Genomic DNA, 21,007 nt, shown 5'->3' on the forward strand with positions numbered 1-21,007 from the left:
GCACCGGTTCCGCGCCCACGCTTCAGACGTTCTAACGCGGCATTCTTGACAGAATGGTAGACCGTCGACCATAGTCTGGTAGACCCTCTACCTGCCCCATGCCCACCCGCCGTCCCGACCGCCCCGAGCTACTCCAGGGCACTCTCGACATGTTGATCCTCAAGACCCTCGTCTTCGGGCCAGCGCACGGACACGGCATCGCCACGTACATCCGTCAGACCACGAACGACGTGCTCACCGTGGAGCACGGTTCGCTGTACCCGGCGCTGCACCGTCTCGCGCGCGCCGGGTGGATCGCGTCCAAGTGGGAAGTTCCCGCTGGCCGGACGCGCGAGTACAAGTGCTACCGGCTCACGGCCCGCGGCCGCAAGCAACTCCTAACACAGGAGACCAAGTGGGAGGAAATCGTGCGCGCCATTGGCCGGGTGATGCAACCCGCCACGGAAGGGTGACACGTGTTCGACCGCCTCTCCCGAGGTTCCCGGCGACCTTCTGACGACGAGATCGCGCGGGAGCTGCGCGATCATCTGGAGCTCGAGGCCGAGGTAACGGGCGGGACCGCCGACGAGGCCGCCGCCTCGGCACGGCGCCGGTTCGGGAACCTGAGCCGCACCAGCGAGGATGTGCGGGCGATCTGGCGAGCGGCCTGCTGGGATCACCTGCGGGCCGATATGCGCATCGCCTTCCGCACGCTCCGCCGGAGCAAGGCGTTCGCGACGTTCAGCATTCTGGCGCTGGCGCTCGCGATCACCGCCAACACCACGATGTCGAGCCTGATTGACGCGATCATCCATCCCGAGATGGCCTTCCCGCATCCGGAGCAGCTGGTCCTCGCCAGATTCGACAAGGCCCCAGACCTCCCGGGCGACGCTCCGTCCCATCCAACCGGAGCCGACCTCCGCCAGGTCTTGGGCACGTCCGGTCGCACCTATTCCGCGGCGAGCATGTGGCTCGACGACGGGATGTCGCCCCCCGTCGCCATTCAGACGGGGACCCAGCACCTACGCGTGACCGAGACGGATATCGCGGGCAACTTCTTCGACGTGGTCGGGAGCCGCCCGCTCTACGGCACCCTGTTCCACGATTCCACTGCCGTCAGTCAGCGTGTGGTGGTGATCAGCGAGCGTCTCTGGCGTCAGATCTCGGACGGGCGCCAGACGTTCGCTCCCTTCTCCCTCTCGATCCTCTGGCCCGCCTCCACGGCGACGTACACCGTGATCGGTGTCGTCCCCCATGACGGGGCGCCGCCGGTGAATACGGACCTCTTCCTGCCGTCAGGATATGCCCGTGGGGTTGCCCTGCTGCGCTTGAGACCCGGATTCTCGCGCGAGGCCTTGCTGGCGGAACTCAATGTCCTGGCAGCGCGCCTCGATCCGCATCATTCGCGCCTCGCACACTTCGATCTGACTCCTGCGGTCGTCTCACCAGCGCGGAACCTCGACCTCGTGGCGGCGCTCGCCGTGGCCACCTTCGCCGTCCTGCTCATCGCCTGCGCGAATATCGCGAATCTGCTCGTCGCCCGGGGCATGGCCCGGAGCCGCGAGCTTGCCACGCGGATGGCGCTCGGCGCCAGCCGATGGCAGGTGGCGCGACTCCTGTTCGCGGAGAGCGGGCTCATCGCGGTCGCCGGCGGGACGCTGGGGGTGCTCCTGTCGCTCTGGACGATACACATTCTGAGCGCCACGCTGCCCGCCAACCTGCAGTACCTCGGCCTGGTCGAGCCCCAACTGTCGTGGCGTGTGGTGGCGGCGGGCATGGGACTCACCGTCGTGGCGGCCGCGGCGCTGGGTGTGGCGCCCATCGTAGGGCTGATGCGCGCCGACGTCGGCACGATTCTGAAGGGGGCGAGCGGCCGGCACACAACGGGTGGGCGGACCCGCTTTCGGTTACTCGTGGTCGCCGAGGTCGCCGGTGCGCTGACGCTGATCGTCTCGGCATCGATGCTGGGCGCCGTCGCGGGGCGCATTCGCGTCGTTGACTACGGATACGACGCCAACCATCTCCTCCAGGTCGAGGTACGAGAGGCATCGCTGCAACCCGGCAATGTCGGCGACTACGGCCGCCCGCCGACCGAGGCCGTCGTCGCGAAACGGTACGACGAGTTGCGGCGACTCCGGGCCATGCCGGGAGTGGTTGCGGCCACGGCGCAGTGGCCATGGTTCATCGGGGGCCGGATCCGCATCGACGATCCCGGGGGAGGCGAGCCGCTTACCCTCACGGCCGCGGCGCGAATTGCCGAGGTCGCACCCAATTACTTGCGCGCACTCCGGATTCCCGTCGTCCGTGGACGCGACTTCCACACCAGCGAAGACGGCCCACTCCCGTCCGTGATCATCGACCAGATCGCCGCGCACTGGCTGTGGCCGGGCGCCGACCCGATCGGGCGTCTGATGGAGTTCTCGCCACAGGGGCCCTGGATGCGTGTAGTCGGCGTGATTCGCCAGCCGATTTTCAGTATCGAATGTGTGGAGGGCCCCTGTTCGGAGCCCACAATCCTCATCGCGAACGGCGCGGCCTACCGCCCGCGAATGCGCGCCACCCAGTACGTCATCCGGACCAAGGGGGACCCCTCGGCGTTCGTGGGGCGGTTGCGTCAGCGGATGGCGGCGGACTACCCGAGCGGCGTTCCCGCCATCGCAACGTGGGACGATGTCACCGGGTTCGCTCCAGTCACCAAGATGTACGATTTCGTCGGGTCACTGTTCGGCCTGTTCGCCGCCATCGGCATGCTGCTGGCGCTCATCGGCGTGTACGGCGTGGCCGCCTATGCCGCCGAGCAACGGGCCCGCGAGTTCGGGGTGCGCATCGCGCTCGGAGCACAGGCACGCGACATCGTACGCCTGGTGCTGCACGACGGGAACGCTACGGCGTTGCTCGGGCTGGCCGTAGGGCTCATTTTCGCCAACTGGGCGGAAAGCCTGCTGGCCCACTATCTGTTCGGGTACGACGCGCTGGCGCCGGCGTTCATGCTGGGGGCCATGGTCGCACTCTTCGGGGCGACCGTCGCGGCGGGCATCCCGCCGGCACTACGCGCGGCCCGGGTCAACCCGGTGGATACGCTCCGGGCGGAATAGCGATCCGCAGAAACTCGACGTGCGGGCCGCCGGGATCGTCGCTGGTTTCTCTATGCCCTTTTTTATGCCCGACGCGGATAGCTGCAGAGGGCGGAACAGCAACGATACCGAAGGCATAGAAGCGGCATAACTGCGACTTCAGGCCGACCAGATGACATCGTAACACATTGTAAATCAACGACTTGTAAAAGTAGCAGGGGTGGGACTCGAACCCACGACCCCGGCATTATGAGTGCCGTGCTCTAACCACCTGAGCTACCCTGCCCCGTCTCCTGCGCTGGCCGATAACCTAATCACAGCCTCGCTCAACAGAAACCGGCCGGCCCTTTCGGACCGGCCGGCTAATAGCGGGGGCGGGATTTGAACCCGCGACCTTCGGGTTATGAGCCCGACGAGCTACCAGGCTGCTCCACCCCGCGTCAGTACCCGAAACCTAGTCCCGCGGGGAACCCCGTCAAGCCCGATCGCGACTCGTGCGCAGGGCATTGAGAATCACCGCCACGTCGATCGCCTCCTGCAACAGGGCGCCCACGGTGGGCACGATGTACCCGCGCGCCGCGAAGAGCATGGCCACCCCGCTCAGCCCCAGTCCCACCCAGATGCTCTGCCGCGCCACGCGCATGGTGCGCCGCCCGATCCGGATGGCCTCCACGACGCGCGCCGGCTCATCCACGAGAATCACGATGTCCGCGGCCTCGGCGGTGATGCCGCCGCCGTGGCCCGCCAGCGCGATCCCGACGTCGGCGGCGGTGAGCGCCGGCGCATCGTTGGTGCCGTCGCCCACCATCATCACGCGCGCGCCTTCGTGCCGCAGACGATTCACCACGGCCACCTTGTCCTCGGGCAGGAGATCGCCGTGCACTTCGCTGATCCCCACCTCGGCTGCCACCGCCCGCGCGTTGGGCGCATGATCGCCCGAGAGGAGCAGGGTGTGCCGGATGCCCAGCCGCGCCAGGTCGGCGAACACCTCGGCGATGCCGGGCCGCACGCGATCGGCGTATTCGACGATGCCCGCCAGTTGGCCATCCACCGCGATGTACGCCCGTAGCCCGCTCCCGCCACGCTCCAACTCGGCCACGACCTCCACCGCCATGCGCCCTTGCTCGAGAATGTACGAACGCGCGCCCACCGCCACCTCGTGCCCCTCGACGTCGCCGGAGAGCCCGCGCCCGGGCGACTCGCGGAGGTGCCGTGCCGCGGGCAGCACGCCCGCGCGGCGCTCGGCCTCCTGCACGATCGTGCGCGCCAGCAGGTGCCCCGATCCCTGCTCCACCGCGCCCGCCAGCCGCAGCAGGCTCTCCTCGGTGAAGCCCCTGGCCGGCACCACGCGGCTCACGGCGGGCATGCCCACGGTGAGCGTGCCTGTCTTGTCGAACACGGCGGTGTCCACGGCGCTCAACTGCTCCAGCGCGCCGCCATTGCGCACGATCACCATGCGCCGGGCCGCGGCATTGATGCCGCCGATGATCGCGATCGGCGTGGCGAGGATGAGCGGGCACGGGGTGGCCACGACGAGCACCGCCAGCACGCGCACCCAGTCTCCGGTGGTGACATACGCCAGCGCGCAGACGCCGAGCGTGAGCGGCGTGAACCACACCGCGTACCGGTCGGCCAGCCGTTGCAGGGGCGACTTGCTCTCCTGCGCGTGCCGCACCAGGTCGACGATGCGCGCATACTGGCTCTCGTTGGCCAGCGCCGTGGCGCGAATGGTGAGCGCGCCCTCGCCGTTGGCGCTGCCGCTCATCAGCGCCACGCCCGCCTGCGCGTCCACGGGCATCGGCTCGCCGGTGAGCCGCGACGCGTCCACCAGCGAATGGCCGTCGGTCACCACGCCGTCGCAGGGCACCAGTTCGCCCGGCCGCACGAGGAGCAGCTCGCCCACCTGGATGTCGTCCACGACGATGTCGATCACGCCGGCGCCGTCGGCCAGGCGATGCGCCGTGCGCGGCGCGGCCGCCTCGAGCTCGCGAATGGCGCGCGATGCTCGGCCTTCGGCGTAGTGCTCGAGTGCCTCGCCGCCGGTCTGCATGAGCACCACCACGAGCCCCGCCAACGGCTGGCCCAGCAGCACAGCGCCGACGATGGCGAGCATGGCCACGAGGTCGGTGGCAAAGTGGCCGGCCAGCGCGCCGCGGAGCGTGCGCCAGACCACGGGCGCGCCGACCACGATCAGACCGCCCAGCCACACCCAGCGGCTGGCCGCTCCGCCCGCGGGACCGGCGCGCGCCACGGCGCCGGCGATGATGACCGCCAGCGTGGCAACGGGCAGGACGACGGCGCGGCTTCTCAGGAACTCAGTGCGCACGCCGCTCCGGTGAGATCGCGAACACGGAGCACCGCGCGCCGCGGATGAGCTTGGTGGACGTGCGGCCGAGCAGCGTGCGAACGATGATGTTGTGCCCGTGCGTCCCGGTCACGATCAGATCGGCCTGCGTGCGTTCGGCGTAGCCCAGCAGTTCCCGCGCCGGATCGCCGTAGAGCACCACCTCGTCGACGGCGATGTGCCCGGGGATCGCCAGCCGCTTGCGGGTCTCGATGAAACTGGTCTTCACGGCGTTCTCGTACGCGTCGTCCCACGCCGGCCACACGCCCATCGAGATGTCGCGCGGCACGACGTGCGCCATCGTGATCTTCGCGCCGTCGCCGAGGAGCGGCAGCGCGGCCAGCAGCGCGCGTTCGCTGGTCTCGCTGAAGTCCATCGCGGCCACCAGACGCGTGGGCAAGGCGGTGGCCTTGGGCCCCACCGCGAGCACGGGGACGTCGGCCAGCCGCAGCACGCGTAGCGCCGTCTCGCCACCGAACCAGCGGTCCACCATCCGGTGCTCTCCCAACCCCAGCACGATGAGATCGGCATGGCAGTCGTGGGCCACGCGGGCGATCGTCGCATCGGGCGGTCCGTCGATCTGCTCCACCGTCCAGACGGACGACTCCGGCACCAGTCGCGAGAGCTGGTCGCGCACGCGCTGTTCGAACTGTTGGTGGCGCGCCTGCTCGATTTCCGGGGTCAGCGGCAGATTACCCTCGGGCGTGACGGCCGGCAGCGCCTCCACGGCGGTCACCACCCGCACCTTGGCGGCGTCGCGCGCCGCGAGCTGCCGGGCCACGGTGATCGTCGATTCCATGGCCGACGAGCCATCGCTCGCCAGCAACACGATCCTCAACTTGCCGTCCAACGGGTGCTGTGCGGTGGTCATGCGCCCCCTCCGGATACTGGCCTGCGGTGGTGCTCGCCGAGCGACGCCGGAATGCTACCGGAGCGTGTTGCCTATAGATGTCCCGGATTTGCCGGTTCGCTGCCCGAAGAATTCCCCGTCGTTGTGGGACAATTCCCCACAGATCATGGCTTCCCCGCCGTGCTGTCGGGATCCACGAGCCGGTACAGCATCTCCTTGTTCCCGCGCACCCAACCGAACTCCTCGCGCCCGATGCGCTCCTGGAGCGCGGGATCGTGGAGCACCCGGTCGCGGTACCGGGCCAACGTGTCCACCTCGTGCTGCAGAGAATCGATCTGCGCGCGCAGCACGCGCGCCTGCCCTCGCTGGCGCAGCAGATCCAGCGTACTGTACTCGCCGCCCTGCACGGCGAAGGCGAGCGCCGCGATCCCGACAATCGCCCAGATCGCGGCCTTGAGGCCGCGCGGAACGCGGCGCTTGGGGGTCACAGTCCGTAGATGGCGCCGCCCGGAAACTCCGCCGCCCCGCCCAACTCCTCCTCGATGCGGAGCAGCTGGTTGTACTTGGCGATGCGATCGGTGCGGCTGGCCGAGCCGGTCTTGATCTGTCCCACGCCGCTCGCCACGGCGAGGTCGGCGATGAACGTGTCCTCGGTCTCGCCCGAGCGGTGCGAGATCACCGACAGGTAGCCGGCGCCGCGCGCCATGTCGATGGTCTCCAGCGTCTCGCTGAGCGTGCCGATCTGATTGACCTTGATGAGGATCGAATTGGCCACGCCCTCGCTGATGCCGCGGGCGAGCAGATCGCCGTTGGTGCAGAAGATGTCGTCGCCCACGAGCTGGCAACGGTCGCCCAGCGCCTCGGTGAGCGCCGCCCATCCTTCCCAATCGTTCTCGGCCAGCCCGTCCTCGATGGACACGATGGGGTACTCCTCCAGCCAGCGGCCGTAGAGTTCGATCATGCCCGCCGCATCGAGCGTGGCGCCGCCGCTCTTCTTGAAGGTGTACTTGCCGTCCTTGAAGATCTCGCTCGCGGCGGGATCGAGCGCGATCGCCACCTCGGTGCCGGGCGCGTAGCCCGCCGCCTCGATGGCCTCGACCACCACGCGCAGCGCCTCCTCGTCGTTCTTGAGGTCGGGGGCGAATCCGCCCTCGTCGCCCACGCCGGTGGCGAGCTTGCGCTTGACCAGCACCTTCTTGAGCGCATGGAACACCTCGGCGCCCGTGCGCAGCGCGTCGCTGAACGTCTCGGCGCCCACGGGGACGATCATGAACTCCTGGAAGTCCACGGTGTTGGTGGCGTGCGCGCCGCCGTTGAGGATGTTCATCATCGGCACGGGCATCACGCGCGCCAGCGGGCCGCCGAGGTAGCGGTACAGCGGCAGGCCCACGCTCTGGGCGGCGGCCCGCGCCGTGGCCAGCGACACCGACAGGATCGCGTTGGCGCCGAAGTTGGCCTTGTTGGGCGTGCCGTCCATCTCGATCATCACGGCATCGATCTCGAGCTGCCGCGTGGGATCCATGCCGGCGAGCGCGGGGCCGATCGTCTCCTCCACGTGCTGCACGGCGTTGCGCACGCCCTTGCCGCCGTAGCGCAGTTCGTCGCCGTCGCGCAGCTCCACGGCCTCGTTCTCGCCGGTGCTGGCGCCGCTCGGCACCGCGGCGCGGCCCATGACGCCGTTGGACAGGAAGACGTCGGCTTCGACGGTGGGGTTCCCGCGGCTGTCGAGGATCTCGCGGGCGTGGATCTGCGTGATGGTGGTCATGGCGAGTGGAAGTTGGTCAGACGACGCGTTCGTTGGGCGTGGACGTGGCAAGGCGTGACGGCTGCACCCCGTAATGCTCATCGAGCGCCTCGGCCATGCGGCTCCAGACGCGCGCCGTGAGCGCCCCGCGGTCGTCGTACGACAGTCCCGCGGTGGGGATCGGCTCGAGGAAATGTAAGTGAATGACGCCGGGACGGATGCGGAACGACCCTTTGGGCATGACCTCCCGGGCGCCGTGCACCACGGTGGGGACCACCGGGGCCCCGGCGGCGATGGCGAGCACGACCGGGCCCCGCTTGAAGGGCCGGAGCGCGTACGAGGCGCCGCGGGTGCCCTCGGGATACACCACCACCGAGAGGCCGTCCCTGACCTGCGCCGCGGCGCCGGCGTACGACTGGAAGGCCTGCTTGGCGTTGTCCCGGTCGAGGAACACGATACCCGCCGCGGCACACGCCGCCCCGAACACCGGGATCCGTCGCAGTTCGCGCTTGGCCACGAAGCTGTACCGCGGCAGGGTGGCGGCCATGGCCAGGACGTCGAACCAGCTCACGTGGTTGGCGATGTACACCGCGCCGCGCCGCTCGTGGATGCCGGCGCCGTCGTGCACCACGATCCGCACGCCGGCCACGCGACACACGGCGCGCGACCAGAGCCGCATGCTGCGCTGATACAAGCCGCCGGGCTTCTCGCGCACGCCGAGCAGGCTGGCCACGAGCACGATCGGGCCGAGCGTGAAGGTCATGAATATGACTGTGATCAGCGTAGCGAGGGTTCGCATCACGCCGAAAGGTGACTGTGCCCCCGCCCCGCCGCAACGCGGCGCCCGCCGTCATTCACGAAAACCAGATGCGGCTCGCCGGGAACGGCCCGTCCGATCGCCGTGAGCGGAATGCCGAACCGCGCGGCGAAGGCCGCCCCGTCGAGCGATCCCGGAGCGGAAACCAGCAGTTCGTACTCCTCGCCGCTGGCCAGCGCGTCGAGGGGGGACACCCCGTCCACCACCGGAATGGCCGCCAGGTCGAGGTCGATGCACCGCTTGCTGGCCGCCGCGAGATGGCCGGCGTCGGCCGCCAGACCGTCGGAAATATCGATTGCGGCAGTGGCGCCGGCCTCGGCCAGCCACAACGCCTCCGCGATCCGCGCCTTGGGATGGGCAAAGCGCTCGCGGTATGCGGGGGCCGGCGGGCGCCCGCCAAGGAATGCGCTCAGCGCCGCGCCCGAGCCGCCCAGGCGGCCGGTCACGTACAGCGTGTCGTGGGCGCCGACTCCCGCTCGCGGAAGCGGGTGCGCGGCGTGGCCCAGCACGGTGGTGGTGATGCTCAGTTCGGAACCCTCCGACAGGTTACCCCCCACCACGATGGTATCGGCGGCTGCCGCGGCCTCGCCGATGCCGTCGGCGAGCGCGTCGAGCGCGTCACGCCAGCTGTCCGGGATCACGAACGCCGTGAGCATGCCAAGCGGACGCGCCGCCATGGCCGCGAGATCGCTGAGCGCCGCCGTGGCGGCGCGGTAGCCGATTTCCGTCGGCGTGAGCCAGGGACGCCGGAAGTGCACGTTCTCGACGGTGACGTCGATGCTGGCCACGAGGAGTTGACCCGGCGGCACCGCCAGCAGCGCCGCGTCGTCTCCCGTGCCGGCGCTGCGGGCATCCAGCCGGTGGAGCAGCCGCCGAATGGCGTCGAACTCGGCGCCGGCGCCCAGCGCCACGTGGCGGTCACCGGTCACGAGCGCCGTTCCACCGCCGGCAGCTCGGCGAGCACGGGAGGCGCCGGCACGTCCGACCGCAGGCGCCAGACGTCGGGCAGCGCGTGGAGCACGTCGTCGAGCGTGAGCCCCCGGGCATCGCGACGCGGCAGTTGCGCGCCCCCGGGCCATGACAACGCGTACCCGGAGCGGTCGTCGCCGTCGCCGAGGGACTCGTCGAGATCAGCGCTGAAGGGCGCGGCCTCGCGCGGCGCGCCGAACTGCGCGCGCTCCGCCGCGCGGCCGTGCACCCACGCGGCGCAGGCGGCAGCCGGCGTGGCCTGGCCCATCTGCGCGAGCAGCGTGACGGTGATCCCGGTGAGGACGTCGCCGCTGCCGCCGGTGGCGAGCACCGGCGTGCCGCTGGCGCTCACGAGGCGGGCGGCGCCGTCGGGCGAGAAGATCACCGTGGGCGTGCCCTTGAGCAGCAGCGCCACGCGGAGGCGGACCGCGGTGCCGCGCCCGATGTCGAACCGGCGCTCGAGCACTTCGGGAACGGTGGTCTGCGAGAGGCGCGCGTATTCGGCCGGGTGCGGCGTGAGAATCGCGGGGCGGCCGCCGAGCAGCGCGGCGAGGGGCTCGAGATCGCCCGCGAACACGTTGAGCGCGTCGGCATCGAGCACCACGGGACCCCGCCAGCGGCCGAGGATGCGGGCCACGAGTTCGCGTGACCGCGGCGTGTTGCCCAACCCGGGGCCGATGGCGACGGCGTCGGCCCACCCGGCGATCTGGTCGTCGACCGCCGCATCGGTGAGGGGCCATGGACCGGTGAGCGCGGCGGGATCGGCGCGGCGCACGGCGTCGAGCGACGCGGGGTCGGCCAACACCTTCACCATGCCGGCGCCGCTGCGCAGCGCGGCGCGCGCGGCGAGGATGGCGGCTCCCGACATCCCCTCGGCGCCGCCCACGATCACCACCTTGCGGCGCGCTCCCTTGTGCGCGTCGGCGTGGATGACCGGCACCTGCTGCGCCACCCACGGCTCGTCCACCAGGAGCGGCGCGTCGTCGGGCAGCGCGGCGTGCTCGCCGAGGCCGATGTCGATCACCACGAGATTGCCGCACACCCCACGCGACACCAGCTGTCCGCGCTTCACGGTGCCGAAGGTGAGGGTGAGGTCGGCGGTGAGCGCGTGCGTGGCGTCGCCGGTGGTGGCCTCGAGCCCGGTGGGCAGATCGATGGCGGCCACGCGGGTGCCCGCGTCGCGCTGCGCGGTAACCAGCGCCGCGGCGTCGGCGATCGCGCCGCGCGGGGCGCCGGCGGAGCCGGTGCCGAGCAGCGCGTCGACCACGACGTGGTAGCGGGTGGCGCGTGCTTGGGCGATGGCGACCTCTCGCGGCGGGTGCGGAATCGCGGCGCGAGCGCTCTGGCGCGCGGACACCGCATCGGCGGTGCGGGCCACCACCGCTTCGCACACGTCCACCGGGATGCCGAGCGCGGCCAGCACGCGGGCCACCACCCAGCCGTCGCCTCCGTTGTTGCCGGGCCCGCAGCAGACGAGCACCGGACGATCGTCGAGGGGGCCGAAGCGGCGCTCGATCTCGACCGCCGCGCTGACGCCGGCCACTTCCATGAGGGCACGCGAGGGCGTGCCGGCGGCGATGGCGGCCGCGTCGCGTGCCGCGGCCTGGGCAGCGGTGACAACGCGAACGAGGAGCCGGGGACCGGTCATGGCGCGGAGGCGGCGCATGGCGGCGCCGCGCGGTGCGGCGCGGCTATTTCTGCGACGGGCCCACCGTACGGCCGTAGCTGAGTTCGCCGTTGTCGATGCGCACGTTGAATCCGCACTCGGGGTTGCTGCAGGCCCACGCCTTGTAGGTGATGGGCGCGCCGTCGCGGCCGTAGTCGCTGAGTGGCAGGAGCGTGCCGGCGCCGCACTTGCGGCAGGCGGGCCACTCGATGCCCGGCGTGGTCACGCGTGGATGGCTCCGCACCACGGATAGCCGCGCTCGAAGGCGTCGTCGAAGTCGAATGCATCGACGAACTCGTCGCGGTTGTCGGTGGGCTGGCTGAGCAGCAGGTCCAATTCGACGAGCGTGAACACGACGTCGCCGATGTCGGCGCTGCTGTGGATGCCCCAGTGCTCGAGCACGAGGCGGGCGATGACGCCGAACCGTTCGAGGGCGAGGTCGCGACAGGCGCAGGCCAGTTCGGCCCCCGAGATGTGGCGGCGCTCGGGCAGCCGCTGCTGGCAGTACTCCAGCGAGGCGAGCACGAACAGGTACGCACGCTCGTCGAACCGCCGCTCGTGGAGCAGGATGCGGTCCATGATGCCATCGCGAAAGGTCAGCTCAGCCACGGGTTCTCAACCGGTGTCAGTCGGTGAATGCCGGGCGCCGTTGCCCGACGCGTGACATTATGCGGGGTTTGCCGCCCGATCACAACTCCCCAATTCACCGGCGCCGTCCGACGGTGGCGTAGTACACCGGGATGCCGGCCACGACAACGCCGAGCACGGCAGCCGTGGCCCAGCGGCTGGACGGCGAAACGAGCGCGTTAACCAGCAGGTAGACGGTGGACATCACGAACAGGAGCGGCACCACGGGATACCCCGGCACGCGGAATGCCGGACGGTAGCCCTGGCGGCGCCGCAGCACGAAGATCGACGCCACGCCGAGCGCGTAGAACGGCACGATCGCGGTGACGAACGTGTCGGCCAGCTGCTCGAAGCTGCGCAGCAGCACGAAGATGACGCCGAGCGCGCTGCTCAGTCCGATGGCCACGTACGGCGTCTGGAATTTGGGATGGACGGCCGCCACGCGCCGGAAGAAGAGCCCGTCGTCGGCCATGGCGAAGAAGATGCGCGGCGCCGTGAGCAACGAGCCGGTGAGGGTGCCGAAGGTGGAGAGCATCACCGTAACGCCCACGAACGCCACGCCCGGGGTGCCGAGCAGGCGCTGCGCCACGTCGGCGGCCACGAGGGGCGAGCGGCGCACCTCGCTCACCGGCATCACGGCCAGATACGCGAGGTTGGCCAGCAGGTAGATGCCGATCACGGCGAGGGTGCCGGTGATCAGCGCCCGCGGGATGTTGCGCTGCGGATCGCGCACCTCGCCGGCCACGAAGCTCAGGTCGGCCCATCCGTCGTACGCCCAGAGCGTGGACACGAGCGCGAGGCCGAACGCCGGCAGGGCGAAGCTGCCGGCGGGAGCGACCGGCGTGTAGTAGCCCCCGGTGCGCGGCAGGCCGATGGCGAGCGCGAACAGGATGATGAACAGCAGGCCGCCGTACTTGGCAACCGTGGTGAGGTTGAGCACCAGCGAACTCCACTTCACGCCGATGATGTTCACGGCGCCGAGCGCGGCGATGGCCACCGCCGCCAGATAGTGCGCGTAGTTGTCGATGGGAGCCGTGGTCGGATCGTACCCGGCCACGCGAAAGGCGTATTCGGCGAAGGTGATGGCGATGGCGCCGAGCGACGCGGCGCGGATGATGACCAGCTCCGACCATCCGAACAGGAAGGCCGGCATGCGGCCGAAGCCTTCGCGGATGTACACGTACACGCCGCCCGTCTCGGGATAGGCGCTCCCGACCTCGGCCAGGGTGAGGGCGCCGCAGAGGGCGAACAGCCCGCCCATGACCCACACGGAGGCCAGCGCGAGGGGACCCGGCAGCCGGTCGGCGATGCCGGCCGGCGACCGGAAGATTCCCGACCCGATGGTGGACCCGACCAACACGGCGACGGCGCTCCAGAATCCCAGCCGTCTGGGCAGCACGCCGCGTTCCGGGGGGGCGCTCATGCCGTGGCGACGACGTCCTGCATGGGGTACAACGGGAACGCGGCGGCCATCTCCCGCACCTCGGCACGCACGGCGTCGATCGTGGCGGCGTCTTCCGGCGCGCGCAGCACGCGGTCGATGAGCGTGGAGATGCGCACCATGTCGGGCTCGTGCATGCCGCGCGTGGTCACTGCCGACGTGCCGACGCGGATGCCGCTGGTCACGAACGGCGAGCGCGTCTCGCGGGGCACGGTGTTCTTGTTCACCGTGATGCCGGCGGCATTGAGCGCTGTCTCCGCCAGCTTGCCGGTGAGCGCATCGCCGCGATTGCGGAGGTCGATGAGCATGAGGTGGTTGTCGGTGCCGCCCGACACGATCTGGAAGCCGTCGGTGATGAGCGCCGCGGCGAGGGCGCGGGCGTTGGCCACGATCTGCGCGCAGTAGCGCTTGAATGCGGGCTCCAGCGCCTCGCGGAAGGCCACCGCCTTGGCGGCGATCACATGCTCCAGTGGGCCGCCCTGCGTGCCCGGGAACACCGCCTTGTCGATGGCCTTGGCGTGCTCGGCGCGGCAGAGGATGAGGCCGCCGCGGGGGCCACGCAGCGTCTTGTGCGTGGTGCTGGTGACGAAGTCGGCGAATGGCACGGGCGACGGATACACGCCCGCCGCCACGAGGCCGGCGAAGTGCGCCATGTCCACCATGAGCAGGGCGCCCACCTCGCGCGCCACGTCGGCGAACGCCGCGAAGTCGACGACGCGCGAATAGGCGCTGTAGCCGGCAATGATCAGGCGCGGCCGGTGCTCGCGGGCCTTGGCACGCATGTCGTCGTAGTCGATGAGCCCTTCGTCGGTCACGCCGTACGACACGGCGTTGTAGAGCAGGCCCGAGAAGTTGACCGGCGAGCCGTGGGTGAGATGGCCGCCGTTGGAGAGCGCCATGCCGAGGAAGGTGTCGCCCGGCTTCAACACGGCCATGAACACCGCCATGTTGGCCTGGGCTCCGGCGTGCGGCTGCACGTTGGCGTGATCGGCGCCGAACAGTTGCTTGGCGCGATCGATGGCCAACTGCTCCACCTGATCCACGATCTCGCAGCCGCCGTAATAGCGCTTGCCCGGCAGCCCCTCGGCGTACTTGTTGGTGAGCGGCGAGCCCATGGCTTCGAGCACGGCCGGCGACACGAAGTTCTCGCTCGCGATGAGCTCGATCCCGTCGTTCTGCCGCGAGATCTCCTGCATGATGAGGCCGGCGATCTCCGGATCGGCAGCGCGCAGCGCCGTGCCCGGCGGGCAACGGTCCCAGTCCACCCAGTGATTCATCGTATCGTCTCGCCCGCAAGAGGGGGCCGCTCGATCTTCACCACGCGCCGTTCGTGGCGGCCTCCCTCGAACGGCGTGTCCAGCCAGGTCTTGAGAATGCGCACCGCGTCGTCGTCGGTCACGAACCGGGCCGGCAGCACGAGCACGTTGGCGTCGTTGTGCTGCCGTGCCAGCGCCGCGATCTCCGGCGTCCATGACACCGCGGCCCGCACGCGCGGATAGCGGTTGGCCACGTACGACATCCCGAGGCCGGTGCCGCACAGCAGGATGCCCCGCTCAACCTCTCCCTCGGACACGCGTTTCGCCAGCGGGTGCGCGAAGTCGGCGTAGTCGGTGGAGGCCGCGGAATCGGTGCCCAGGTCGTCCACCTCGTAGCCCATGCCGCGGAGCGCGGCTTCGAGCCGTTGTTTCAGCTCGAAGCCGGCGTGGTCCGAGGCGATGGCGATCCGCTCGCGGCCGTCCATCAGCGCTACTTGTTCGGCCACTGCGGCCAGGTACGCATCATCGAACCCACGGTCTTGATGCGCATCTCGGCCAACCGGTCGGCGGCCACGTACGTGGGCACCTTGTCCTGCTTGGCGATGGCGAACACGCGGAGCACGGTGTCGTAGATCTCGTCGGCCTTGCGGAAGGCGCGCTCCAGGGTCCAGCCGGCCAGTTCGCCGTACACGTTGATCACGCCGCCGGCGTTGGCCACATAGTCCGGCGTGTAGAGGATGCCCTTCTTCTCCAACGCCGTGCCGTGCCGCTCCTCGAGCAACTGGTTGTTGGCGGCACCGGTGACGATCTCCACCTTGAGCTGCGGGATCGTATGGTCGTTGATGACGGCCCCCAGCGCGCAGGGCGCGAAGATGTCGGCCTCGACCGTGTAGATGTCGTCGAGGGCCACGCCGCGCGCGCCGAACTCGGTCACCACGCGCTTCACGCGCTCGGCGTCGATGTCGGTGACGACGAGCTTGGCGCCCGCCTCGTGCAGTTCCTTGGACAGGTAGTATCCCACGTGGCCGCACCCCTGCACCGACACCGTCTTGCCGGCGAGGTCGTCGGAACCCCACGTCTCCTTGGCCGCGGCCTGGATGGAACGGAACACGCCGTGCGCGGTGACGGGCGACGGATCGCCCGACCGGCCGGCGAGGCCGCTCACATAGTCGGTCTCCATGTGCACGAAGTCCATGTCGGCGGTGCTCGTGCCCACGTCCTCGGCGGTGATGTAGCGCCCGCCGAGCGACTCCACGAACCGGCCGTGGGCGCGGAACAGCATCTCGCGGCTGGCGGTCTTGTTGTCGCCGATGATCACCGACTTGCCGCCGCCCAGGTTGAGGCCGGCCACGGCGTTCTTGTAGGTCATGCCGCGCGCCAGCCGCAGCGCGTCGACGATCGCGTCCTCATCGGACGCGTAGCTCCAGAAGCGCGTGCCGCCCAGCGCGGGCCCGAGCGTGGTGCTGTGGATGGCGATGAGGCCGCGGTAGCCGGCGGCGGCGTCCTGGCAGAGCACGAGCTGTTCGTGGCCCATGCCGGCGATGGTATCGAAAATCTTCATCGGAGTCGCTCGAAATCAGAGGGAAGAGGATGCCAGATGGGAATACAACTCGCGCGCAATCACGATCCGCTGGATCTCCGAGGTGCCCTCGTAGATCTCCGTCACCTTCGCATCACGGAACAACCGTTCGACGGGATAGTCCTTCACGTATCCGTACCCGCCGAAGATCTGCACCGCCTGGGTGGTCACCCACATGGCGGACTCGCTGGCCATCAACTTGGCCATGGAACTGAACTGTGTCACGGGGGCGCCACGATCCTTGGCCGTGGCCGCAGCGTGGAGCAGCGCCCGGGCCGCCGACACGCGGGTGGCCATGTCGGCGAGTTTGAACTGGATGGCCTGGAATTCCTTGATCGGCTTGCCGAACTGCCGCCGCTCGGCCGCGTAGGCCGCGGAGTATTCCAGCGCCGCGCGCGCGATGCCCACCGACTGCGCGGCGATGCCGAGCCGCCCGTTGTCCAGCGACTGCATGGCGTACAGGAAGCCGCTGCCGGGTTCGCCGAGCAGGTTGGCCGCCGGCACCCGCAGGTTATCGAACGCCAGCTGCACGGTGGGCGAGGCCCGGAGGCCCATCTTGTCCTCCTTCTTGCCCATCCGGAATCCCGGCATGTCGGGGGTGACGATGAACGTGCTGATGCCGCGGGCGCCGCGGCGGTCGCCGGCGCTATCGGTGCGCGCCATGGCGAGGATCACGTCGCCCTTGGTGCCGCTGGACACCCAGGCCTTGGTGCCGTTGAGCACCCAGTAGTCGCCGTCGCGCTCGGCCTGCGTGCGCAGCGACGCGGCGTCGGACCCCGCGTCGGGCTCCGAGAGCGCGAAGGCGCCCAGCATCTCACCGCGCGCCATCGGTCTCAGGTATCGCTGCTTCTGCTCCTCGGAGCCCCAGCGAAGCAGCATCTGCGTGGGCAGCGAGTTGTGGACGCTCATCATGACGGCCACCGACGCGTCCACGGCCGCGATCTCCTCGAGGGCCAGCAGATAGGTGAGCGTGTCGAGCCCCAGGCCGTCGTACTGCTCGGGGATCATCATGCCCAGAAAGCCCAGGGCCCCCATCCGGGGCACCAGCGACGGCTCGAAGTACGCGTCGCGGTCCCAGGCGGCGCTGTGCGGCGCGAGCTCCGAGCGCGCGAAGTCGCGCGCCATCTTCTGGATTTCCCGCTGCTCTTCGGTGAGGGGGGTGAGAGCCCAGGGCATGTGCGCTCAGTACGTATAGAAGCCGCGCCCAGACTTCCGTCCCAGCCATCCGGCCGCGACGTATTTGCGCAGCAGCGGGCAGGGACGGTACTTGGGATCGCCCAGCCCGTCGTGCAGCACCTCGAGAATCGCGAGGCAGGTGTCGAGTCCGATGAAGTCGGCCAGCGTGAGCGGGCCCATGGGGTGGTTCATGCCCAACTTCATCACCGTATCGATGGCGTCCACCGTGCCCACTCCGTCCATGAGACAGTACACCGCCTCGTTGATCATCGGCATGAGAATGCGGTTGGCGATGAACCCCGGAAAATCGTTCGCCTCCACCGGCGTCTTGCCCACCGCCCGGCTCAGTTCCACCACCTTGGCGGTGGTGGCGTCGCTGGTGGCCAGTCCGCGGATGATCTCCACCAGCTGCATGACGGGCACGGGATTCATGAAGTGCATGCCGATCACGAGCTCGGGGCGTTTGGTACGGCCGGCGATCTCGGTGATCGAGATGGAACTCGTGTTGGTGGCGAGGATGGCGCCGGCGGGCGCCTTGGCGTCGAGCTCGGCGAAGATCTTCGCCTTGAGCTCGCGGTTCTCGGTGACGGCTTCGATCACGAGCGACGCGTCGGCCACGGCGTCCAGCGTGTCGCGATCGGTGATGCGGCCGAGGATCGCGTCCCTGTCAGTCTGCTGGAGGGCGCCCTTCTTGATCTGGCGGTCGAGGTTCCTGGCGATCGTCTCGCGCCCCTTGGCGAGCGCGGCGGTGGAGATATCGATCATCGTCACCGGATAGCCGGCCTGCGCGAACACGTGCGCGATGCCGTTGCCCATCTGGCCGGCGCCGAGCACCGCAATGCGCTCCGTCATGCTATGACTCCTCGCGGCGCCGTCGCCGCGCGTAGAGATACGTGAGTGCCGCCATCATCCCCACCGCCGCGGCGAGCCCGCCCTCGGGCCCCCAGGCACCGCCGGTGAGCCAGGCGGATCCAGCGTCCACCATCCGATAGTTCGGCGCATCGAGCGGAAATCCGCTCACCGCCGAATGCAGCGCCACCGCCATCGTCCAGTTCCACGCAAAGTGCGCCATCCACGCGGCGTACAGACTGCCCGTGGCCAGCACCACCGCGCCCAGAAACACGCCGGCCAACGTCACCAGGGTGACCGATTCCACCGTGGCGCCATTGTTCGCCAGATGCAGCAGGCCGAACCCCACGCTCGTGACGCCGAGCGCCGCCGGCCATCCCAGCGCCTCGCGGAGCACCGAGAACAGGTAGCCCCGCGTGAGCAACTCTTCCAACAATGCCGCGGGCAGCAGGAACCACGACACGCGGGCTGCCGCGCCGATCCAGCTTCCCGCGCCCGCCGGCACCCACCGCAATTGGTGCGCCGCCAGCAGCGTCAGGCAGGGAATTCCGATTGCCAACGCGCCCAGCACCCACCCTTCGAGCCACGCCGCGGGCCGCGCCGCGCCGCGCCCCATCCACACCGCGCTCCACGGCCGCTTGTCCACCACCCGCAGCGCCACCACGTGCCCCACGAGCAGTCCGAACACCCCGAGCCATCCGTCCACGCTCACATTCAGCCCAACCGCCGACGACGCCGCGATCAGCCCAGGCGCCACGAACACGTCGGCCATCGCCCACCCCAACAGCGTCGCGGCCGCGAAGATCGCGATGCGCCATGGGGCCCGGAGCGCGCCGCCCGGCGCGAAGAGGAGGGACGAGCCGGTCAATCCGCGCGCGAGGACGCCGGCGAGCGCGTGACCGCCGCAGCCGCCAGCGCCTTGACGGCGTCGAGGGCCACGAACGGCGCCACGCCGAGCAGCGCGGCCCGCGTCAGGCTGCCGGTGAGCACCGCCAGCTGCGCCAGTCCGCCCACGTACAGCATGAGGATGCCGGCGCCGGCCGCGAGCGCGCGCCCGGAGAAGTCGCGCGTGCGCGATGCCAGCAGTCCGGCCACGTACGCCGCCACCGGATACGCGAGCAGGTAGCCGCCCGTGGGTCCGAGAAACCGCAGCACGCCCGGCGCACCCAGAGGCGCGAACACGGGCAGGCCCGCCGCGCCGGCCACCAGATACACCATCATGCTCGCCGCGCCGAACACCGGCCCGAGCATCATGCCGGCCAGGACGACGAGCAGCGGCTGGAGGGTGATGGGCACCGGCGTGAACGGCAACGGGATCGCCACCTGCGACGCCGCGGCGAGGGCAGCCGAGAATCCGACGATCCCGAGGATGGCGAGACGCCGGTCCTGGACGAGCGCAGTGGTCTTCATGGTCACGAGTCCCGGGTTACACTGAGGGCGACCGCGTCTCCGCCGCCCAGGCAGAGGGTGGCGAGTCCGGTGTGGAGGCCGCGATCCTGCAGAGCATACAGTAGCGTGGTGAGCACGCGGGCGCCGCTGGCGCCGATGGGGTGGCCGAGCGCGATCGCGCCGCCGTTCACGTTCACACGGTCCCAGTCCCAACCCAGCCCCGCGCCGTCGGCGAGGGCCTGCGCGGCGAACGCTTCGTTGGCTTCGATGAGATCGTAGTCGCCGATCTTCGTGCCGCTAAGCTTCATGAGGTTCCGCACCGCGTAGATGGGCGCGAAGAACAGCTCCTTGGGCTCCACGCCGCCGGTGGCGTACGCGGCGATGCGCGCCATGATCGTGAGCCCGTGGGCCTTGGCATACGCTTCGGAGGTGACGACCACGGCAGCGCCGCCGTCGTTGAGGCTCGACGCGTTGCCGGCGGTGACGCTGAGTTCGTCGGCCTTGCTGGTCTTGTCGCCGAACGCGGGGCGCAGCTTGCCCAGCGACTCGGCGGTGGTGTCCTTGCGCGGGCTCTCGTCGGTGTCGACGATGGTGGGCCCCTTGCGGCCCGGCACCTCGACGGGGGCGATCTCGCGCTTGAACCTGCCCGCTTCGATCGCGGCCACCGCCTTGCGGTGCGAATTCGCGGAGAACTCGTCCTGCATCTGGCGCGTGATGCTGGCCTTGCGCGCGGTGTACTCGGCGTGCCCGCCCATATGGACGTCGCACGCGGCGCACCAGAGGCCGTCGCGGATCATGCCGTCCACCATGGGCTGATCGCCCAGCTTCACGCCGCCGCGCATACCATATACGTAGTATGGCGCGTTGGACATCGACTCCTGGCCGCCGGCCACGATCACCTCGCGATCGCCGGCCTTGATGGCCTGCGCGGCGAGCATCACGGCTTTGAGTCCCGAGCCGCACACCTTATTGACGGTGAGCGCCGAGACGCCGGCCGGGATGCCGGCCTTGAGCTGGGCCTGGCGCGCCGGCGCCTGCCCCACGCCGCCCTGGATGACGTTGCCCATGATGACTTCCTGGATCTCGGAAGCCGGGATGCCCGAGCGCTCGAGGGCGGCCTTGATGGCGGCGGCGCCGAGATCGGGGGCAGAGAGCGTCGAAAGGCCGCCCAGGAACTTCCCGATGGGAGTTCGGGCGGCGCTGACGATGACGGGGGTACGGGTTGGATCTGACATGGAGACAAAGCT

General features: G+C 69.9%; 20 protein-coding genes and 2 tRNA genes. 2 read left to right on the forward strand and 20 right to left on the reverse strand.

Annotated features, from left to right (window positions below; translation table 11 throughout):
- The first annotated feature begins 98 nt into the window (after positions 1 to 98).
- Both VNE60_03730 and VNE60_03735 read left to right on the forward strand, forming a co-directional pair.
- Positions 99 to 452, forward strand: coding sequence for a PadR family transcriptional regulator (locus VNE60_03730; protein HVB30620.1), 354 nt, complete (start codon positions 99 to 101; stop codon positions 450 to 452).
- Between the two features lie 3 nt (positions 453 to 455).
- A complete protein-coding gene (locus tag VNE60_03735; GenBank protein ID HVB30621.1) occupies positions 456 to 3,074 on the forward strand; it encodes an FtsX-like permease family protein in 2,619 nt (872 codons plus the stop codon).
- A 191-nt stretch (positions 3,075 to 3,265) separates the two neighbouring features.
- Here VNE60_03735 and VNE60_03740 read toward each other — a convergent pair.
- From VNE60_03740 to VNE60_03835, 20 genes are all read right to left on the reverse strand, one after another.
- Positions 3,266 to 3,339: transfer RNA gene (locus VNE60_03740), tRNA-Met, on the reverse strand.
- 80 nt (positions 3,340 to 3,419) lie between these two features.
- Positions 3,420 to 3,493: transfer RNA gene (locus VNE60_03745), tRNA-Met, on the reverse strand.
- Positions 3,494 to 3,528: 35 nt separating this feature from the next.
- Positions 3,529 to 5,379 (reverse strand): heavy metal translocating P-type ATPase, encoded by a 1,851-nt coding sequence (locus VNE60_03750; protein HVB30622.1) that lies wholly within the window; start codon positions 5,377 to 5,379, stop codon positions 3,529 to 3,531.
- Positions 5,369 to 6,268, reverse strand: a complete 900-nt coding sequence (locus VNE60_03755; protein ID HVB30623.1) for a universal stress protein — start codon at positions 6,266 to 6,268, stop codon at positions 5,369 to 5,371. The genes VNE60_03750 and VNE60_03755 overlap by 11 nt, the downstream gene beginning before the upstream one ends.
- Before the next feature lie 143 nt (positions 6,269 to 6,411).
- The gene (locus tag VNE60_03760) at positions 6,412 to 6,735 is read right to left on the reverse strand and encodes a hypothetical protein (GenBank protein HVB30624.1); all 324 of its coding nucleotides are present in this window, start codon (positions 6,733 to 6,735) and stop codon (positions 6,412 to 6,414) included.
- On the reverse strand, positions 6,732 to 8,012 hold the full coding sequence (gene eno / locus VNE60_03765) for a phosphopyruvate hydratase (protein HVB30625.1): 1,281 nt from the start codon (positions 8,010 to 8,012) through the stop codon (positions 6,732 to 6,734). The genes VNE60_03760 and eno overlap by 4 nt, the downstream gene beginning before the upstream one ends.
- Before the next feature lie 16 nt (positions 8,013 to 8,028).
- Positions 8,029 to 8,754 (reverse strand): lysophospholipid acyltransferase family protein, encoded by a 726-nt coding sequence (locus VNE60_03770; GenBank protein ID HVB30626.1) that lies wholly within the window; start codon positions 8,752 to 8,754, stop codon positions 8,029 to 8,031.
- Between the two features lie 35 nt (positions 8,755 to 8,789).
- A complete protein-coding gene (gene thiL / locus VNE60_03775; GenBank protein ID HVB30627.1) occupies positions 8,790 to 9,737 on the reverse strand; it encodes a thiamine-phosphate kinase in 948 nt (315 codons plus the stop codon).
- Entirely contained in the window at positions 9,734 to 11,425 is a 1,692-nt protein-coding gene (locus VNE60_03780) for an NAD(P)H-hydrate dehydratase (GenBank protein HVB30628.1), read from the reverse strand. The genes thiL and VNE60_03780 overlap by 4 nt, the downstream gene beginning before the upstream one ends.
- Positions 11,426 to 11,468: 43 nt before the next feature.
- Entirely contained in the window at positions 11,469 to 11,669 is a 201-nt protein-coding gene (locus tag VNE60_03785; protein HVB30629.1) for a hypothetical protein, read from the reverse strand.
- Positions 11,666 to 12,052, reverse strand: a complete 387-nt coding sequence (locus tag VNE60_03790; GenBank protein ID HVB30630.1) for a Minf_1886 family protein — start codon at positions 12,050 to 12,052, stop codon at positions 11,666 to 11,668. The genes VNE60_03785 and VNE60_03790 overlap by 4 nt, the downstream gene beginning before the upstream one ends.
- A 94-nt stretch (positions 12,053 to 12,146) precedes the next feature.
- Positions 12,147 to 13,493 carry an amino acid permease gene (locus tag VNE60_03795; GenBank protein HVB30631.1) on the reverse strand — a complete coding sequence of 449 codons (1,347 nt, stop codon included), beginning with the start codon at positions 13,491 to 13,493 and terminating at the stop codon, positions 12,147 to 12,149.
- Complete coding sequence (glyA, locus tag VNE60_03800) at positions 13,490 to 14,788, reverse strand: serine hydroxymethyltransferase (protein ID HVB30632.1); 1,299 nt, start codon at positions 14,786 to 14,788, stop codon at positions 13,490 to 13,492. The genes VNE60_03795 and glyA overlap by 4 nt, the downstream gene beginning before the upstream one ends.
- Positions 14,785 to 15,273 carry a ribose 5-phosphate isomerase B gene (gene rpiB / locus VNE60_03805; GenBank protein ID HVB30633.1) on the reverse strand — a complete coding sequence of 163 codons (489 nt, stop codon included), beginning with the start codon at positions 15,271 to 15,273 and terminating at the stop codon, positions 14,785 to 14,787. Before rpiB ends, glyA begins: the two co-directional genes overlap by 4 nt.
- Positions 15,258 to 16,328, reverse strand: coding sequence for a Glu/Leu/Phe/Val dehydrogenase (locus tag VNE60_03810; GenBank protein HVB30634.1), 1,071 nt, complete (start codon positions 16,326 to 16,328; stop codon positions 15,258 to 15,260). Before VNE60_03810 ends, rpiB begins: the two co-directional genes overlap by 16 nt.
- A gap of 15 nt (positions 16,329 to 16,343) precedes the next feature.
- Positions 16,344 to 17,522, reverse strand: coding sequence for an acyl-CoA dehydrogenase family protein (locus tag VNE60_03815; protein HVB30635.1), 1,179 nt, complete (start codon positions 17,520 to 17,522; stop codon positions 16,344 to 16,346).
- Between the two features lie 6 nt (positions 17,523 to 17,528).
- Positions 17,529 to 18,374: a 3-hydroxybutyryl-CoA dehydrogenase gene (locus VNE60_03820; protein HVB30636.1), complete on the reverse strand. Its 846-nt coding sequence runs from the start codon at positions 18,372 to 18,374 to the stop codon at positions 17,529 to 17,531.
- A 1-nt stretch (position 18,375) separates the two neighbouring features.
- On the reverse strand, positions 18,376 to 19,239 hold the full coding sequence (locus tag VNE60_03825) for a type II CAAX endopeptidase family protein (GenBank protein HVB30637.1): 864 nt from the start codon (positions 19,237 to 19,239) through the stop codon (positions 18,376 to 18,378).
- Positions 19,236 to 19,781: a biotin transporter BioY gene (locus VNE60_03830; protein ID HVB30638.1), complete on the reverse strand. Its 546-nt coding sequence runs from the start codon at positions 19,779 to 19,781 to the stop codon at positions 19,236 to 19,238. The genes VNE60_03825 and VNE60_03830 overlap by 4 nt, the downstream gene beginning before the upstream one ends.
- 2 nt (positions 19,782 to 19,783) lie before the next feature.
- On the reverse strand, positions 19,784 to 20,995 hold the full coding sequence (locus VNE60_03835; protein HVB30639.1) for an acetyl-CoA C-acetyltransferase: 1,212 nt from the start codon (positions 20,993 to 20,995) through the stop codon (positions 19,784 to 19,786).
- Positions 20,996 to 21,007 lie beyond the last annotated feature (12 nt).

This window comes from Gemmatimonadaceae bacterium, from assembly GCA_035533755.1.
Lineage (GTDB): Bacteria > Gemmatimonadota > Gemmatimonadetes > Gemmatimonadales > Gemmatimonadaceae > JAGWRI01.

Excerpts from the sequence above, each read along its gene's own strand:
- VNE60_03815 (HVB30635.1), bottom strand. The coding sequence starts at position 17,522 with ATGCCCTGGGCTCTCACCCCCCTCACCGAAGAGCAGCGGGAAATCCAG.
- VNE60_03730 (HVB30620.1), top strand. The coding sequence starts at position 99 with ATGCCCACCCGCCGTCCCGACCGCCCCGAGCTACTCCAGGGCACTCTC.
- VNE60_03820 (HVB30636.1), bottom strand. The coding sequence starts at position 18,374 with ATGACGGAGCGCATTGCGGTGCTCGGCGCCGGCCAGATGGGCAACGGC.
- glyA (HVB30632.1), bottom strand. The coding sequence starts at position 14,788 with ATGAATCACTGGGTGGACTGGGACCGTTGCCCGCCGGGCACGGCGCTG.
- VNE60_03780 (HVB30628.1), bottom strand. The coding sequence starts at position 11,425 with ATGACCGGTCCCCGGCTCCTCGTTCGCGTTGTCACCGCTGCCCAGGCC.
- VNE60_03755 (HVB30623.1), bottom strand. The coding sequence starts at position 6,268 with ATGACCACCGCACAGCACCCGTTGGACGGCAAGTTGAGGATCGTGTTG.
- VNE60_03810 (HVB30634.1), bottom strand. The coding sequence starts at position 16,328 with ATGAAGATTTTCGATACCATCGCCGGCATGGGCCACGAACAGCTCGTG.
- VNE60_03830 (HVB30638.1), bottom strand. The coding sequence starts at position 19,781 with ATGAAGACCACTGCGCTCGTCCAGGACCGGCGTCTCGCCATCCTCGGG.
- VNE60_03770 (HVB30626.1), bottom strand. The coding sequence starts at position 8,754 with ATGACCTTCACGCTCGGCCCGATCGTGCTCGTGGCCAGCCTGCTCGGC.
- eno (HVB30625.1), bottom strand. The coding sequence starts at position 8,012 with ATGACCACCATCACGCAGATCCACGCCCGCGAGATCCTCGACAGCCGC.
- VNE60_03835 (HVB30639.1), bottom strand. The coding sequence starts at position 20,995 with ATGTCAGATCCAACCCGTACCCCCGTCATCGTCAGCGCCGCCCGAACT.
- VNE60_03795 (HVB30631.1), bottom strand. The coding sequence starts at position 13,493 with ATGAGCGCCCCCCCGGAACGCGGCGTGCTGCCCAGACGGCTGGGATTC.